Here is a 17,319-nt window from a genome sequence, read left to right as displayed (position 1 = left end):
CAAAATTAGGCGATAACAAAGAAATTAGGCGGAATGAGGATACCAGTAAACAACCGATTAGTGAAAGGTAATAATCAACGAGAGAGAATCACTCCCCGCTGATTAAAGCCTCACTTTATTTTTTTACAAGCTTATTCATTACTTCATACAGCTTATTTGCTGCATCTGGAATACCTAGTTGCTTAGCAGCTAGCTTCATATTTTGTAATGTTTGTGCATCTAATAAAATCTCATCAATATCACGAATAAGCGTTTCAGCTGTTAAATCTTTTTCTAGTAACATTTTTGCCGCTCCTTTATCAACAACTGAACGTGCATTCTTTTCCTGATGATTATTTGTTACATACGGACTCGGTATTAACACACTTGGTTTTCCTAACGCTGTTAATTCTGCAAGTGTTGTTGCCCCAGCCCTTGAAACAACAAGGTCTACACCAGTTAGTACCTCTGGCATATTATGAATGAACGGCTTAATAATAACATTGCTTGGGTTCCCTTTTTGCTTCACGGCTTCCATCACTTTGTCATAATGTACTTCACCTGTTACATATAGTATTTCGTAGCTTTTGTTCCCAAACTGTTCAATTGCTTCAACGAAGGCATCGTTAATCGGTCTAGCCCCACGACTTCCACCAAATATAAGTACAGACTTTTTAGGAAGAGAAAGCCCAACTGAACGTTTCCCCTTCATTCCATTTTGATCCATTACCTCTGATGCTCGTGGATTACCTGTCATTACCACTTTTGACTCTGGAAAATGCTCTATAGCTGCTTCAAAACAAACAGCAACTTTATCAACATAACGGCTTAAAAACTTGTTCGTTACACCTGGTACACTATTTTGTTCATGTACAATAGTTGGAATACCTAATTTGGCTGCAGCGTATACAACTGGTCCACATACATATCCACCCGTTCCAATTACGATATCCGGATTAAAACGACGAATATATCGTTTACTATCCTGTACACCTTTTAGAAAACGCATTACTGTTTTCACATTATCTAATGATATTTTTCGTTTAAATCCACTTATAACAATAGATTGAAATGGTATACCTGCTTTTGGAACGATTGTACTCTCTAGTCCATTTTCCGTACCAATATATAAAAATCTTGCTTCTGGATTTAACTTTTTTATTTCTCTAATTAAAGCAAGAGCTGGATAAATATGACCACCAGTACCCCCACCACTCACTAATACACGCACTACTAACTCCTCCGCTTCTCTTTTCTTATTTCCATTATATTTATTTCTATATACATATTGCATTTTTACACACATACGAAAAACCCTGTCTTATAAACAGGGTTTAGTAGCGAGAATGGCGACTTATATTTAATAATACACCTACTGCCATTAACATTAATGTCAAACTTGATCCACCATAACTTAAAAACGGCAAGGTAATACCCGTAACAGGCATCAGTCCTGTTACAACACCAACATTAATCATTACTTGAATCGCAATCATCGCCACAATACCTACTGCTAAAAACGTACCATATAAATCTGGCGCTCCTAATGCGATACGAATCCCGCGCCATAATAATAGACTAAATAATAATAACACAAATGAACCACCAATAAAACCTAATTCCTCGGATAAGATCGCAAATATAAAGTCAGTTTGTGGTTCAGGTAAATAAAGAAATTTTTGTCTACTTTGTCCAAGTCCAAGCCCAAATAATCCACCAGGTCCAATTGCAAGTAATGATTGGATAATTTGAAATCCACTCCCAAGCGGATCTGACCACGGATCTAAATATGATGTAATGCGTTTCATTCGATACGGTGCTGATGCAATTAACCCTACAAATCCTGCTACACCAATCAAACCAAACATTGCAAAGTGAAAGACCCTCGCTCCCGAAATGAATATCATAATGATACATGTCCCAACCATTACCGTTCCTGTCCCAAGGTCTGGCTGTAACATAATCATCCCAAAAGCAAGAAACACAAAACTAAGAGCCGGTAATAAACCACGTTTAAAAGATGTAATCAATTTTTGCCGTTCTGCTAAAAACTTTGCCAAGAAAATAATCATCGCAAACTTCATAAATTCTGACGGTTGAATCGAAAATGCTCCGATTCCAATCCAACTTCGTGCTCCTCCTCGAACAAGACCTACTCCAGGAATAAGAACGAGAATAAGAAGAATGAAGCAAACTAGCAAAATCACTTTTGAATACGTACGCCACACCCAATAATCAATTTTCATAATAAAAAACATAGCTACTACACCAAGACCCGCAAACAGTAATTGTCTTTTTGCAAAAAAGAATGAGTCCCCCATTTTATAAGAGGCCCAAACTGCACTCGCACTATAAACCATAATCATTCCGATTGTCAACAATGAAAGTGTTACGATGATGAGAATAAAATCAGGCGTTTTCTTCATTACCCACAAACACCACCTCTTTAGGCAGAACCTTTTGCCCTATGTAACAAAACATCAGTAGGTGTTAGCCTACTGATGTTTTGATTTACTTTATATAAGTTTATGCACAGCTTGTATAAAAATGTCTCCTCTTTCTTCAAATGTTTTAAATTGATCCCAGCTTGCACACGCTGGAGAAAGAAGAACGACATCACCATCTTTAGAATGAGCATAAGCTTTCACCACTGCTTCATCTAAAGTATCGACACTTTCAATTATATCTAATCCCGCTTTTTCTGCCGCTCTTACTAGTTTAGGAGCTGTTTGTCCAAATGTTACAATCGCTTTTACATTTTTGAAATACGGAATTAAATCATCGAATTCATTTCCGCGATCAAGCCCACCTGCTAGTAACACAATCGGTTGTGTAAACGCAGATAGTGCTTTCTCAGTCGCTAACATATTCGTTGCTTTTGAATCATTATAAAACTTACGGTTGTTAATCGTTGTTACATATTCTAAACGATGTTTTACACCCGTAAAACGTTTTAACACGACCGTAATTGCTTCATTAGAAGTACCTAATAATTTCGCAATACTCATCGCAGCTAAAATATTTTCTAGATTATGTTGACCAGGTAAAACGATATCGCTTACTTCAATAACTTTTTCACCTTTGAAATAAAGAGCGTTATCTTTTATACACGCACCATCTTCAATTTCTTTCGTTGTCGAAAACAGGATTTTTTGACCTTTAGAATACGCAGACAAAGCCATCACATCTGCATCATCCGCATTTATTACACTATAATCATTTTCTGTTTGGTTTTTAAAAATATTTGCTTTTGCTAAACCATATTCTTTCTTCGTCCCATGATAATCTAAGTGGGCCTCAAATAAATTTAAAAACGCAGCAATTTTAGGTTGGAACAATTCTACTCCCATCAATTGAAACGATGAAAGTTCTGTAACTACAACTTCATTTTCTTTTGCATCCTGTGCTACTTCACACGCTACAGTTCCAATGTTCCCTGCAATTACAGGATGCTTTTGTCCTTCTTTTAGCATTTCAAATGTCAGCATTGTCGTCGTCGTTTTACCGTTAGACCCCGTAATCCCAACAAATGGTGCTTCTGAAATACGATATGCTAATTCAACTTCCGTAACAATCGGAATTTGTTTTTCTTTCGCAGCAACTAATATTGGATTAGAATACGGGATTCCTGGATTTTTTACTACAAGAGAAATATTTCTCTCTAATAATTCTAAAGGATGACCACCGCATACAACGTCCATTCCTTTTGCTTGTAATTCTGCAGCAAGTACATTCTCTGCTAAAGGCTTTCCGTCATTTACAATAACATTTGCCCCTAACTTTTGTAACAATGTAGCTGCTGCATAACCACTTTTTGCAATGCCCAATACAAGAATATTCTTATTTTGAAATTCAGTTACAGTTTTCAATTACATCCACACCCCGATATAAATTCCTAACACAGCTAATAAAAATCCTGCAGACCAAAACGTCACAACAACACGCCACTCTGACCAACCACATAATTCATAATGATGGTGTAATGGACTCATTTTAAAGACACGTTTTCCTGTTGTTTTAAATGAAATGACCTGAATGATAACCGATAAAGTTTCCATTACGAATACTCCGCCAATAATTACAAGTAGCAATTCTTGTTTTAATAAAATCGCTACAGCTGCAATGGCTCCACCTAAAGCTAATGAACCTGTATCTCCCATAAACACTTTTGCTGGATTCGCATTGAATACTAAAAATCCAAGTACAGCTCCTACAACTGCCATACAGAATATCGCTACTCCAAATTGCTCTTGTGCCACAGCAATAATACTAAATGCTCCAAATGCAATAGCAGCTGTTCCTGATAATAAACCATCTAAACCGTCAGTTAAGTTAACTGCATTTGATCCACCAATAAGCATAAATAGTACAAGTACGAAATACGCCCAACCTAATTCAAACTTAACATCCGTTCCCGGAATCATGATGTATGTGTGGAACGCTTGCCCTTTTCCAATTAAAAAGAATGCAATAGCAATAACAAGCTGACCTACTAATTTTTGCTTTGATGTTAAACCAAGATTTCTCTTCTTAACTACCTTTATGTAGTCATCTAAAAATCCAATCAATCCGTAACCAAACGTCACTAATAGTAATAACGAAACCTCTGCACCTAAATAATTAAACTTAATCGCCATAATAAGTGAAGTTACCATCATAGATACGTATATGACGATACCACCCATTGTCGGTGTCCCTGATTTTTTTTGATGTGACTTCGGTCCCTCATCACGAATACTCTGTCCGAACTTTAATTTTCTTAAAAATGGAATAAACAATGGCGAAAGGGCAACAGAAATTAAGAATGCTACCCCAGCCGTTACTAATAAACCTTGCTCAAGCACATGTAGTCCTCCTCTCACGTTGTTACTCTTCGTTGTTTAAACGCCCTGTAATTGCTTCTTTAGCAACTTCACGATCATCGAAATGATGAACTTCTTTACCAATAATTTGATACGTTTCATGCCCCTTACCAGCAATAATAATGATATCATCTGCTTTCGCTTTAGCGATTGCATGGTGTATCGCTTCTTTTCTATCAATGATCATTTCATAATTTTTCCCGCTTGCACCATGTACCATATCATCTAAAATAGCCGCTGGATCTTCACTTCTTGGATTATCTGATGTGTAAATTGCATGAGTTGCATATTTTGTTGCAACACTTGCCATTATCGGTCTCTTCGTTCGGTCCCTATCGCCGCCACAGCCAACGATACAATACACATCACCTTTTGCAAATTGTTTTGCAGTTTTTAATACATTTTCTAAACTATCCGGCGTATGTGCGTAATCAACAATAACTGTATAATTTTGTCCTCCATCAACAACTTCAAAACGCCCTGGAACCCCAGCTAGTTCCTTTATAACAGCAATGATTGTTTCTAATTTCACACCCGAAACAAGTCCTGCTGCTGTTGCTGCAAGTACGTTATATACATTAAATTTACCTATTAATTTCATCGTAACATTTACACTTTCATATGGTGTGACAAGCGTAAATGTAGTCCCACCACTCGTCATAACGATATTTTTTGCCATAATGTCACTTGTTGTATCAATACCATATGTTACAACTGTTGCTGCAGTACTTCTCATATACTCTTCTGTTACATTATCATCGCTATTCAGCACAGCGTACTTTTCACGATTATGATTATAACTATTGCCAAGCTGTGCAAATAGTAACCCTTTTGCATGTTTATATTCTTCCATCGTTTTATGATAGTCTAAATGATCTTGTGTTAAATTCGTAAACACCGCTACATCGTAATCACATCCGTGTACACGACCAAGATCTAACGCATGTGACGAAACTTCCATTACCGTGCTGTCCACACCTTGTTCAACCATTTTTGAAAACGTCTGTTGAAGTGTTAGTGCATCTGGTGTTGTATTTTTCACCTCAAATGTTTCATCACCGATTTTCATATTAATCGTTCCAATTAGCCCTGTTTTATGACCATGTGCTCGCATAATCTCATCCATAATATGCGATGTTGTTGTCTTTCCATTTGTACCTGTAATTCCGATTAAATGTAACTTGTGTGTCGGTTGACCATAAAAATAATCAGCTAAAACCGCTAACGAACGAAAAGTATTTTTCACAAGTACAACTGGAACGTCAACATCAATTGGTCTTTCCGCAACAATAGCAGCCGCTCCTTGTGCCGCTGCTTGCTTAGCAAAATCATGGCTATCAACCGTATATCCTTTCATACATACAAATAAGCTTCCCTCTTTCACTTTACGTGAATCAGCTTCTATAGATGTGATTTCTGGATTTTCTTTTGGAACAACTGGAAAATCATGCAAACATGATACAAGTGTATGCAACTTCATTTCACTAAACCCTCTCTACATTGTTTATTTATCTTTTTTTCAGTAAGCAACACATTACCTCCTATATAAGGAGGTAAGTGCTACTGACCTATTTATGAATGAGACACTTACTGTCTCAAATTAAGTAACTGTTCTATAAAGAACTCACTTCCACCAATTGTACCATAAAACGTACTATGTTACCTTTAATTCCCGAAGTAAATTCTAATTTTTGAGCCTTCTTTTACTTTAGCTCCCGCTTCTGGTGATTGTTTAATTACTTTCTCTCCATCTCCACTTATATCAAGCTTCAAATCGACGAGTTGTGTTTGTAAGTCTTTCTTTTTCATTCCAATTAAATTCGGAACTTCCACAGTTGGTGTATCGCCCCATTTATATTCTTTCTCAACTTGTTCTTTTCTCGGTTTCACTCCCATAACAGGAAGCGCATCTCGAAGGATATTCCCGACAATTGGAGCTGCTACCACTCCACCAAACTGTGTAACCCCTTTTGGATTATCAACAGCAACATACACAACAATCTCTGGATCATCCGCTGGAGCAAATCCGATAAAAGATACTATATAATTATTCTCTAAATATTTACCATCTTTCACCTTTTGAGCAGTACCCGTTTTTCCACCTACACGATATCCATCAATATAAGCACCTTTACCAGAACCTTTCGCCACAACATTCTCTAATGCATAACGAACTTTTTCTGAAGTTTCCTTGGAAATAACTTTTCTTTTCTCAACAGGTGTCTTTTTACTAACAACTTGATTATTTTTCGGATCAATAAACTCCTTAGCTATATATGGCTGATACAATGTTCCACCATTTACAGCCGCCGCTACAGCTGCTACTTGTTGAATCGGTGTAACAGAAACCCCTTGGCCGAATGAAGTTGTTGCTTGCTCTACTGGACCAACTTTATCTAAATTAAATAAAATCCCACTACCTTCACCTTGCAAGTCAATTCCAGTCTTCTGCCCAAAACCAAAATTACGAATGTATTTAAATAATCGGTCTTTACCAAGGCGATCACCAAGTTCAATAAATCCCGGGTTACATGAGTTTTGAACGACTTCTAAAAACGTTTGACTGCCATGACCTCCTGCTTTCCAGCATTTCAATCTAGCTCCACCTACTTCAGCTGCTCCATCATCATAAAACGTATCCTTCTCTAAGTCTACTAAATTTTCATTCAATGCTGCAGCTAATGTAATGATCTTAAATGTTGAACCAGGCTCATACGTACTCCATACAGGTAGATTTCTATTATACACTTCTGGAGAGACACTTTGAAAATCCGCTGGGTCAAAACTCGGTCGACTAGACATACCTAAAATTTCACCATTTTTAGGATTCATTGCAATCGCAATCATACCGTCAGGATTATAAGTTGACTCCGCAATATTCATTTCTCTTTCCATAATCCTTGTAATACGCGCATCGATTGTTAATCCTAAATTTAAACCAGCTTCTGGTTTTTTGAAATCATCACCAACATTAGGCATCCTTTGTCCTTTCGCATCTGCAAAAAAACGCACATGACCTTTGTCCCCATTTAGCTCTTTATCATAATATTTTTCTAGTCCCATAAGACCTTGGTTATCGCTACCTGCAAAACCTAATACATGTGATAAAAAGTTTCCAAATGGATAGTACCGGATAGAATCCTCTGCAATATACACGCCCTTCAGACTTAATCCTCGTACTTCTTTCGCTTTGTCATGTGATATTTTCCTTCCGCCTTTATCTAACCTTACAATCGATTCTTTTTTTGTAATCCTTTTATAAATCTCATCTTTTTCCACACCTAATACTGCAGCTAACTTCTCTGCAGTCTCTGCTGGTTTTTCAATTTGCCTCGGTACAACAAAGACAGTTGGAGCACTTTTATTCGTGGCAAGTTCCACACCATTTCGGTCTAAAATTTTCCCACGTTCGGGTTCAAAAGTAATATTACGACTCCATGAATCTTTCGCACGATCCGTTAACATATTCCCAAGAAAAAATTGCACATATCCAAGACGAATATCGATAATCGTGAAAATAAGTATACCTGATATAAGTATAAAAATAAGTCGTTTTCTAACTGTTACATTTGATACACGCATATCGGAACAAGCCTCCCTTACGCCTAGCTTGTTCCAATATATGCTTGTACTTATTTAATTAGAACTTATTCTCTTTTACCATTACGGCTTTTCTGCTTCTTGCTGTGGTTCGAGTGGCGGTACGAGTGTGACACCTAATTCTGTACCAGGTTGTAATAATGTTCCTTCCGCCACACTTTGTTCTGTTACGTATCCTGTACCAGAAGGTTTCAAGTTAAGCTGTAATGTCTTCGCTAAATTCATAACATCACGCAGTGCCCATCCTTGTATATTTGGCATTGTAGGCTTATCTCCTACCAAGAAGACTCGGTCGCCTTTTAATGTTTGTTCAGTCGCTTTTGGTACTTGTTGCTGTACTTTCCCTTCACCTAGTACGATTGGACGAAGTTTTGCTTTATCAATCGCTTTCCCCGCTTCAGCCATCGTTTTACCAGTTACATCTGGAACAGTAGTTTGTTGTTCTTTCAGATGTTTTTTCGGATCTTTCACTTCATTTGGCTTAATCTTTAAATACTCTAAACTATTTTTTGTTACATATTTAAAAATATCAGCTAAAGGTTGTGCGCCGTTCTCATCATCTTTTAATTTCGGCTGTTTAACAGCTACATACACGACAAGTTGTGGATCGTCCATTGGTGCCATACCTAAGAATGAGAATATATAATTCTGCCTTCCTGTCATATAGCCGCCTTTTCCATCCGGAATTTGCGCTGTACCTGTTTTACCACCAACTGAATATCCATCAATTTTATAAGCTGTCCCTGTACCTTTCGGAGATGTAACAACACGTTCTAATAACTGTCTTACTTGCGCTGCTGTTTCCTTTGTAACAGGTTTTCCTACTTCTTCTGGCTTATGTTCTAATTTTACTTTGTCTGTTATCGGATCTACAATTTTATCAATTGCATAAGGTTTCATCATTTTCCCATCATTTGCAATGGCCGTTGCAGCTTGTACAAGCTGAATTGGTGTTACAGTGGAACCTTGTCCAAAAGCTGTTGTCACTTGTTGTATTTGCTGATCAAATAAAATTGTATTCGATCCTTCACCTGATAAATCAATGTTCGTTTTTTCATCTAATCCAAAACTATGAATATATTTTCGGAAACGTTCTGGACCAAGTTTTTGATCTCCTAAAATTGCAAACGCTACGTTCGAAGAACGCTCTACCCCTTCATCAAACGTGATAGAGCCCCAACCAGCACCGCCATTATGATCTTTTATTTTCCTATTTCCGACTTGATATGTCCCGGATTGATAATAATCTTGTCCTTTGTACACACCTTCATTAATAGCTGCCGCTAACGTAAAAATTTTCATTGTTGATCCAGGTTCAAATGCATTGGCAATCGCGTCATTGAAGAAATATTTAATTTGGCGATCATTAGGGTCATAACTAGGTTTAGTAGACATCGCTAATATTTTCCCAGTTTTCGGATCTGCAACAATCCCTATTAAACTTTCTGGCTCATATTGCTTACTTGCTGCTTTCATCGCGTCTTCTAAATAACTTTGGACACGTTGATCAATTGTTAAATAAGCGTTATCTCCATTTTTAGGTGCCTTTACATTAACTTTTCCCCCATCAAGGGACACACCTTTACGATCACCTGTATATGCTACTTCTCCGTTCGAAGCACTTAAGTATTTATCCAAGCTTTTCTCTATGCCAAATTGACCTACCGAGGTTCCATTCTCATTTGGTTTTGCATGACCTATAACGTAAGATGCAAAATCACCGTTTGGATACACCCTTGCATTTTCTGTAATAAAAGATATTCCCGGCAACTTCAACGCTTCTATTTGTTCCTTCTTTTCTTTCGTCAAATCCTTGCCTAACGTTCCAAATTCGACTTGACTTCTACCTTCCTTGTTTAAAGAAGCTAAAATATCCTCTTCGCCTTTTCCAAGTACTCCTGCAATTTTCTTTGCAGTATCTTCTTTATTCTCAACTGAGTTAGCACCTTTTAGTGCAGCTACCATTTTGTAAGAGTTTGCGTCTTGCGCTAACACATGACCGTTTTGATCATAAATGGTTCCTCGGTTCGCTTCAAGAACTCCTTTTTTACTATGCTTTTGTTTAGCAAGTGCATCTAAATCCTGATTATGAACTGTTCCTGTTGATTGTATGTAAAAAAATCGGGCTAATAACAGCAAAAAGAGCAGGAGGAAAAATATCATAAAATAACCTGCTCCCTTATTGGTATGAAATTTAGTCATATTCTTCTTCATCGTTCCTTCACACCTATTGCCTTATTTGAGGCCTTTCACATTATTCGCATTAATTTCTAGCCCATGTTTTTTTGCAACTTCAGCGATTCGTTCATAGCGACTTAACTTCTCTACTTCAGCTTGTAATTCTTGATTTTCTTTTTGCTGCTGTACAATTTTTTCTTCTATCGTCGCTGCTTCTACATTAACTTGATAAAGGCCTGCTTTATTTCCAATAAACGCGACACAGGCATATAATAAAAAGCCAATAAACGCTACATACAACAGTTTTTCGATTCTTGTAATTTTCGCTTTAACCTTCGGCTTAGCCATCTGCTGTGGGGGCGTTTGAATTTGCACCTCTTCTTGCGCTTGTTGTTTGTACTTTACAGCTAAATTAGTCATACCTCTCTCTCCCTTTTATCGTTTTTCAGCGATTCTCAACTTCGCAGAACGCGCACGATTATTTTCTTCTAGCTCTATATCAGAAGGTAAAATCGGTTTTCTTGTAATAAGCTTTAATTTCGGCTTAAATTCATCAGGAATAATCGGTAATCCTGGCGGCAATTGTGGCGTTGTACTATTTCGCTTAAACGTTGTTTTACAAATACGATCTTCTAATGAATGGAATGTTATAACACTAACCCTTCCACCTGGCTTAACCATCTCAATAGCAGATTCCAATGCTTCTTCAAATACTTTTAATTCATCATTTACAGCTATACGAATTGCCTGAAACACTCGCTTAGCAGGATGCCCACCCGTTCTACGAGCAGGAGCCGGAATACCTTCTTTAATTAGCTCTACTAATTCTCCTGTCGTTTCAATAGCTTTATTCTCACGATAAGCTTCAATTTTTCTTGCAATTTGTTTTGAAAATTTCTCTTCACCGTATTGGAAGAAAATCCTTACAAGTTGTTCATATGACCAGCTATTTACAACATCGTACGCTGTTAATGGGGCATCTTGATCCATCCGCATATCTAGCGGTGCATCATGATGATAACTAAAGCCTCGTTCTGGTGTATCTAATTGTGGGGATGAAACACCTAAATCAAATAAAATACCGTCTACTTCTGTTATACCTATTTCCTGCAGTTTTTCAGCTAAATAACGGAAGTTACTCTTTACTGTTATAAACTGTTCACCGTATGAAGAGAACTTTTCTTTCGCGTTTTGAATCGCTATCTCATCTTGATCAAACGCTATTAATTTTCCACCTTCAGTTAATTGGGATAATAAATAAGAACTATGTCCTCCTCCCCCCAGTGTACAATCTACATATGTACCATCTGGCTTTATATTTAAGCCGTCTACTGTTTCCTTTAAAAGCACTGTTACGTGTTTAAACATTGTTGCACCTACTCTTTTTCCAATTAATTATGTTGAATGTATCCCTTCCTCTAAACACATATTTCACGCTTAGAGAATGAAATAATACGAAAGAACGACTCATTTAACTTACCAACAAAGGCAACATACTATACAAATCGCTATTTTCTTTTATTATATACTAAATTTTATCATCTTTTGCGGGAATTTAAATAAAAAACTGTCGAAAAAGCGAATAATACGTTTACATTTTGTGCTATTTTGTCATATATTTAAGTATCCAACACAATTGCCATATTTAACACTTTTTGATTGATAATTCAGAAAAAAATCACTTCACAGTAAATTCAACGGAATAAAAATAAAATCCTGCTCCAAAGAGCAAGATTTTATAGTTTTATAACATGATGTTTTCCGTCCCAAGAAAAAGAGTTTTCCATTACACGATCAACGAAATCCAAACCAAACTGATTTAAATAATAACATACATTCCACACACGTTCTTGCGGTGCACCTAATGGACGAAGTGCGAATTGTATACGGCGGAATTTATTTAGCTGAACCTCATACTTTTTCTCAACATTTCTTTTCAACATTCTTTCCAGCAGTTCAATTTGTTCATTAATTTTCAATTCGTTTTTCCCTGCAAACGCACCTAACCCTGGCTCTATTTTCTTTACAAATCGCTGTAAAGATGTATGAATATCGGCAATTTCTTTTTTCGCCTTTTCAAAATGATCATCAATCGGTTCCTCTATTTGATTAGACAACCAGTTTTCACGCAATTTATCGACATCATTTAAAAACGGATCACTTTCTCTCAATTGCAAATCAAATAAATCCGTCGCTATATCTCTCTCCACATAAGTAATTGTAAGACGAGGAACGACAGGTGGCATTTGAAAACCGACAGTATGGAATACTTGTTGTAATTCACTCCAATAAGCTAATTCTCCTGGACCTCCAATAAATGCGAGCGTAGGAAATACATACTCTTGCATAAGAGGACGTGTTACAACATTATTACTAAAACGTGCCGGATTTCTCTCCATCTCTTCAATCAACTCTTCGTATGAAAAGGAATGCGCCCCATCCTTTCCAACAAACTTACCTTGTTGATCTTCAAGTAATACTCGTTCATTATCTATTTCCATGAATATATGCACTGCATGAGACTTCGTTTCAATAATCGGTTTGTATCCTAGTTCTTTAATTACTTCTTGCTGATTACGAAGCCCCTCTTGTACCTCTTTATACTTACTTATAATTCGCTTAAAAAATGGAATTTCTAACTTTCTTAATTCAGGATGATGTGAATCAACAAGGATTAAACCAGAATTAGCAAAGATTTTCGTAATAAGATGAGCGAAGAAATCTACATACGTATTCGATTTTTTCAAAGCATCATCAACAAATTTTAATACATCCTTTGTAAAATTTGTTTCTGGGTATGTTTTAAAAATCTCTTCAATCCAATTTCTACAATCTTCAACAGAAAGTTCAGACTCAGAAGCACTCGCCTTTTTCGGATTACGGTCATAAAAAATAGTTTTTTTCATCTTTTTATTTTTCGCGACAAAAGTATGGTTAATCTCATCCATATCATGATCTTCACCCGCAATCCAGAAGACAGGGACAACTTTAACTCCTAAACTTTCTTCCTTTTCCTTTGCAAGCTGTAAAATTGAAATAACTTTATGAATTGTATAAAGCGGTCCAGTTAATAACCCTGCTTGTTGTCCAGCTATAACAACATATGTATTTTCATCTCCAAGCGCTTTTACATTTTGAAGTGTAGATTCTCCCGCTTGTAATTTTGTATTATATTCTAATAAATGCGCTACTAAATCTTGGCGGAAAAACTCCCTTTCACGCAAATCATGTAAACGTTGTTTAAAAGCATCTTCTGTTAACATATAATCAAAACATGACTGTATCTCTTTTTTACCGTTCATATAGTCCGCTACAACACCTTGTTGCGGAACAGAGATTTCTTTTATCTCCATATAATTCTTCCTTTCGTATCCAGTTCTCTCACCAATCCACATTGTAGTCAATGTTTCACGTAAAAGCAAAGAATAACACTTATACTCTTGTTTCTAACCCTTTTATTGCATCAAACAAAAATTGAAGTGTCGGAACTGGTAGTTGCTGTTTCTTAGCTTCTTCTAATACATATCCAACAATCGCATTAATTTCCGTCTGTCTATTCGCTCTTACATCCGCTAACATAGAGGATGTATTACGAGACGTTCCTTCACACACATTTCGTACCATTTGCCATACCATTTCTTTTTCTCCTCTAATAAGAAATGCGACCTCCTGAAACACTTGCTCCATCATTTGATAAAAAAAACGATTCGTGATTAATTCACCATTCTTAACTCCCAATAGTGCTGTCAATGGATTGATACATACATTTACTACTAATTTTTTGTGCATAATCTCTTCCCAATCCGTTTCTATTTGAACTGGAAAATAAGTAACAGGAAAATAACGGAATATTTTTTTAAAATGTATAGATTGACCACAAACCACTCCAAATTTTGTTACCCCTATCCCAGTATGATGAACGATATGCCCTCCCTCTTTTTTCGCACCATGTTCTACAATACCAACAGCTATATTTTCACTCCCTATTTTCAGCATCTTTTGAAGATGCGACATTCCGTTTTGCAAAAAGATTAATGATGATGCCCCTTCCACAAACGGTAGTACGTCATCTATATGATATTGCTTCACAGAAATAAATATATAATCTAAATTTTGCGCTACCATACTTTCTATCGGTAAAACAGATGGATATACTGTTTCACATCTTCCATCTCTAATACAAGTTACACCTGTTTCATTCAACTCTTCAGCCTGCTTAGCCGTTCTTGTAAACAACGTAACATCTTGGTTACTTTTTTGTAAATAAAATGTATACAATAGACCAATAGCACCTGGTCCGACAATTCCAATTTTCATTTTCACACAAGGGATTCACATTAAGCGCCCTTGCCTCCCCTCCTTTTTATATCTTTTTAAAGTACATGAGCACGCCCTATAATTTCGTTGTCCTCTGCCAAACAAATACACTCTCTTTTTTCGCTATGTATAATACTACCTATTAATACACTTATACTCTTAGTTTAGCAAATCCTCAAAAAAATAATAAAAGAAATATACTATCTTCTTCATAAAAATAAAAAAATGAGTTATACTATTATTGTAAATATTTTTACTTTTCTGCATTCAACAAGATAACAAAAGGATGTGATGTAATGGGATTCCCAAAAGTTGAGCGCTTGCTCATCAATTATAAAACATTAGATGAATTCAAAAAATTTAAAGGGTGCGGAGCCCAGGAACTATCTATGCTGGAAGAATTGCAAGCAAACATCATTGAAAACGACAGTGAATCTCCATTTTACGGCATTTATTATGGTGGATCACTAATCGCACGTATGAGTCTATATATGAAAAGAAACGGCGGAGAACCATTCGAAATTACAGGTCCTTACCTAGAACTTTATAAACTTGAAGTATTACCAACTTTTCAAAAACAAGGATTCGGGCAAATGCTTGTAAATCATGCGAAACAAATGCAATTTCCTATTAAAACGATAGCACGTATTCATTCAGCTGGTTTTTGGGATAAATTAAATTTCACCCCCGTATCAGTAACTGATGGTGATTTTTATATTTGGCATCCAGAAACAAATTTGAATGCGGTTACAAACGAAGAATCCGCTTAAGAAATAAAAAAACAGCTGTATAACAGCTGTTTTTTATTTCTTAAGCTTCTCTAACTTCTCATTCGAGCGAGCATTGTTTCTTTCCGCTACCATTACACTTCTTTTTTGATCGATATAATCAAGTAATGTTCTATACTCTTCTTCATATACTGATAATCGCTCCAGAAGACGCTCTCTTTCTGTTTGTAATGATTCAACTTGTTGTTGCAACACCGTTAAAGAGTTTTCATCTTTATAATTTTGCAAGAAATCAATAACATCATTCAACGTAATTGACGTAGGTTCTAACACCTTTGCCTCTTTCACTTCATAATGTTCTACTTTACGAAGTTGCTTTGCTTCCTCAATACGTTCTTTATATTGCTTTCTTACGTAAGAATTCCATCTAAACCCACATGCTGCTGGTGTACGAGATAAATTTTTCCCCACTTCCTTAAAGGCAGAAAGTTGTGTTCCACCTTCTCGAATATGCCGGAGTACTACTTCTGCCAGAAGCAAATCTTCATCATCAGTCCAAGCATCTTGTCTTGTTGTCGCCATCTCTCTAGTCCTCCCTATGCATTTTTTATTAAGCATATGCAGTTACTAGAAAAGATAGAATACAACAACTAAAGATTAAGGCAAAAAAAAATAAACGCAGAATATATCTTCTGCGTTTATTTTCCCGCAATTACTTGCTGATTACTTCTTTACCTTTGTAAGTACCGCATGCTTTACATACACGGTGAGCTAATTTCGCTTCACCACAGCTTGGGCACTCTACCATACCAGGTACTGATAATTTGAAATGCGTACGACGCTTTCTTTTTACTGTTTTAGAAGTTCTTCTAAAAGGTACAGCCATTCTTCCCACCTCCTTAAAAGAAATAGTTATTTTCATATGAAGGCCTGAACCAGTCTTCCGATTATTTGTCAAAAAACTTTGCAAGTCCTGCCAATCTTGGATCAACAGTCTTTTCTTTGTCTTCTTCCGAAATCACTTGCCAGTCTTGACCTTGCGTCGGTGCTCCACCAGAAACATCATCACTGAAAATTTGCATTGGAATCTCCAAAAGTATATTTTCCTTGATTACGGGCAGTAAGTCAAGTACTTCTCCTTCTAAAGAATGAATTTCAGCTTCAGTTTCAAATTCTTCTTGTGAAGTTTGGAACACCTCAGTTGTTTTAATGTCAAATGGTAATGTCACATCTACTAAAGAGCGAGAACATGGTAAAACCATGCTTCCAGTTATATGTAGATGAAACGTAAACTTACCGGAGCCAAAATCAACTCTTCCCGTTACATGAACAGGATTAATTTCACGAATATCTTTCTCGACCTCTTTTAGCTCACTTACATCTACCATCTCATCCAATGTCAATCCTTTATTTCTCAATTTATTCAATTGATGGATGGACCATTTCATATCATATCACCTCAAGGCAACAAACAAAATTATAGCTAGCCATTTTATATTTGTCAATGTTTTTTCTTTACACTATAATGAAGTCATCATAGTAAATAATATATAGAGTATCACGTTTTTCAAAAAGATGCTACATCGAAAGGAGAGATTACCATAAAAGCTGGTGGTATTGTTGTTGAATATAACCCTTTTCATAACGGTCATCTT

Annotated in this window: 15 protein-coding genes; 1 reads left to right on the top strand and 14 read right to left on the bottom strand. The window is 36.4% G+C overall.

Annotated elements, in window-relative coordinates:
• Positions 1 to 115 precede the first annotated feature (115 nt).
• The 11 genes from murG to panE form a co-directional block, all read right to left on the bottom strand.
• Positions 116 to 1,210: an undecaprenyldiphospho-muramoylpentapeptide beta-N-acetylglucosaminyltransferase gene (gene murG, locus M1D66_RS07905; protein WP_025709060.1), complete on the bottom strand. Its 1,095-nt coding sequence runs from the start codon at positions 1,208 to 1,210 to the stop codon at positions 116 to 118.
• A 103-nt stretch (positions 1,211 to 1,313) separates the two neighbouring features.
• Positions 1,314 to 2,405, bottom strand: a complete 1,092-nt coding sequence (spoVE, locus tag M1D66_RS07900) for a stage V sporulation protein E (protein WP_000753520.1) — start codon at positions 2,403 to 2,405, stop codon at positions 1,314 to 1,316.
• A gap of 90 nt (positions 2,406 to 2,495) precedes the next feature.
• Complete coding sequence (murD, locus tag M1D66_RS07895; RefSeq protein ID WP_000860115.1) at positions 2,496 to 3,848, bottom strand: UDP-N-acetylmuramoyl-L-alanine--D-glutamate ligase; 1,353 nt, start codon at positions 3,846 to 3,848, stop codon at positions 2,496 to 2,498.
• On the bottom strand, positions 3,849 to 4,823 hold the full coding sequence (gene mraY / locus M1D66_RS07890; RefSeq protein ID WP_000893060.1) for a phospho-N-acetylmuramoyl-pentapeptide-transferase: 975 nt from the start codon (positions 4,821 to 4,823) through the stop codon (positions 3,849 to 3,851). It lies immediately after the preceding gene.
• A gap of 22 nt (positions 4,824 to 4,845) precedes the next feature.
• Positions 4,846 to 6,321 carry a UDP-N-acetylmuramoyl-L-alanyl-D-glutamate--2,6-diaminopimelate ligase gene (gene murE / locus M1D66_RS07885; protein ID WP_000766315.1) on the bottom strand — a complete coding sequence of 492 codons (1,476 nt, stop codon included), beginning with the start codon at positions 6,319 to 6,321 and terminating at the stop codon, positions 4,846 to 4,848.
• A gap of 185 nt (positions 6,322 to 6,506) precedes the next feature.
• The gene (locus M1D66_RS07880) at positions 6,507 to 8,423 is read right to left on the bottom strand and encodes a stage V sporulation protein D (protein ID WP_001266234.1); all 1,917 of its coding nucleotides are present in this window, start codon (positions 8,421 to 8,423) and stop codon (positions 6,507 to 6,509) included.
• A gap of 81 nt (positions 8,424 to 8,504) precedes the next feature.
• Positions 8,505 to 10,655 (bottom strand): penicillin-binding protein, encoded by a 2,151-nt coding sequence (locus tag M1D66_RS07875; protein ID WP_000739960.1) that lies wholly within the window; start codon positions 10,653 to 10,655, stop codon positions 8,505 to 8,507.
• Positions 10,656 to 10,676: 21 nt separating this feature from the next.
• The gene (gene ftsL, locus M1D66_RS07870) at positions 10,677 to 11,039 is read right to left on the bottom strand and encodes a cell division protein FtsL (RefSeq protein ID WP_000182804.1); all 363 of its coding nucleotides are present in this window, start codon (positions 11,037 to 11,039) and stop codon (positions 10,677 to 10,679) included.
• Between the two features lie 15 nt (positions 11,040 to 11,054).
• On the bottom strand, positions 11,055 to 11,987 hold the full coding sequence (gene rsmH / locus M1D66_RS07865) for a 16S rRNA (cytosine(1402)-N(4))-methyltransferase RsmH (protein WP_000472514.1): 933 nt from the start codon (positions 11,985 to 11,987) through the stop codon (positions 11,055 to 11,057).
• A gap of 368 nt (positions 11,988 to 12,355) precedes the next feature.
• A complete protein-coding gene (gene bshC / locus M1D66_RS07860; RefSeq protein WP_000403039.1) occupies positions 12,356 to 13,972 on the bottom strand; it encodes a bacillithiol biosynthesis cysteine-adding enzyme BshC in 1,617 nt (538 codons plus the stop codon).
• Between the two features lie 79 nt (positions 13,973 to 14,051).
• A complete protein-coding gene (panE, locus tag M1D66_RS07855; RefSeq protein WP_002182931.1) occupies positions 14,052 to 14,936 on the bottom strand; it encodes a 2-dehydropantoate 2-reductase in 885 nt (294 codons plus the stop codon).
• Between the two features lie 296 nt (positions 14,937 to 15,232).
• Between panE and M1D66_RS07850 the strand changes: the two genes are divergently transcribed.
• Positions 15,233 to 15,706, top strand: a complete 474-nt coding sequence (locus M1D66_RS07850) for an N-acetyltransferase (RefSeq protein ID WP_000506696.1) — start codon at positions 15,233 to 15,235, stop codon at positions 15,704 to 15,706.
• 33 nt (positions 15,707 to 15,739) lie between these two features.
• Here the strand turns inward: M1D66_RS07850 and M1D66_RS07845 are convergent, their stop codons facing one another.
• The 3 genes from M1D66_RS07845 to M1D66_RS07835 form a co-directional block, all read right to left on the bottom strand.
• Positions 15,740 to 16,246 (bottom strand): RsfA family transcriptional regulator, encoded by a 507-nt coding sequence (locus tag M1D66_RS07845; protein WP_000246466.1) that lies wholly within the window; start codon positions 16,244 to 16,246, stop codon positions 15,740 to 15,742.
• Positions 16,247 to 16,376: 130 nt separating this feature from the next.
• Positions 16,377 to 16,550, bottom strand: a complete 174-nt coding sequence (gene rpmF, locus M1D66_RS07840) for a 50S ribosomal protein L32 (RefSeq protein ID WP_001984764.1) — start codon at positions 16,548 to 16,550, stop codon at positions 16,377 to 16,379.
• A 61-nt stretch (positions 16,551 to 16,611) separates the two neighbouring features.
• Positions 16,612 to 17,112, bottom strand: a complete 501-nt coding sequence (locus tag M1D66_RS07835) for a YceD family protein (protein ID WP_000872149.1) — start codon at positions 17,110 to 17,112, stop codon at positions 16,612 to 16,614.
• Between the last annotated feature and the right edge of the window lie 207 nt (positions 17,113 to 17,319).

The organism is Bacillus sp. PK6-16, from assembly GCF_056530295.1.
This window is presented reverse-complemented; position numbering and strand designations above follow the sequence as displayed.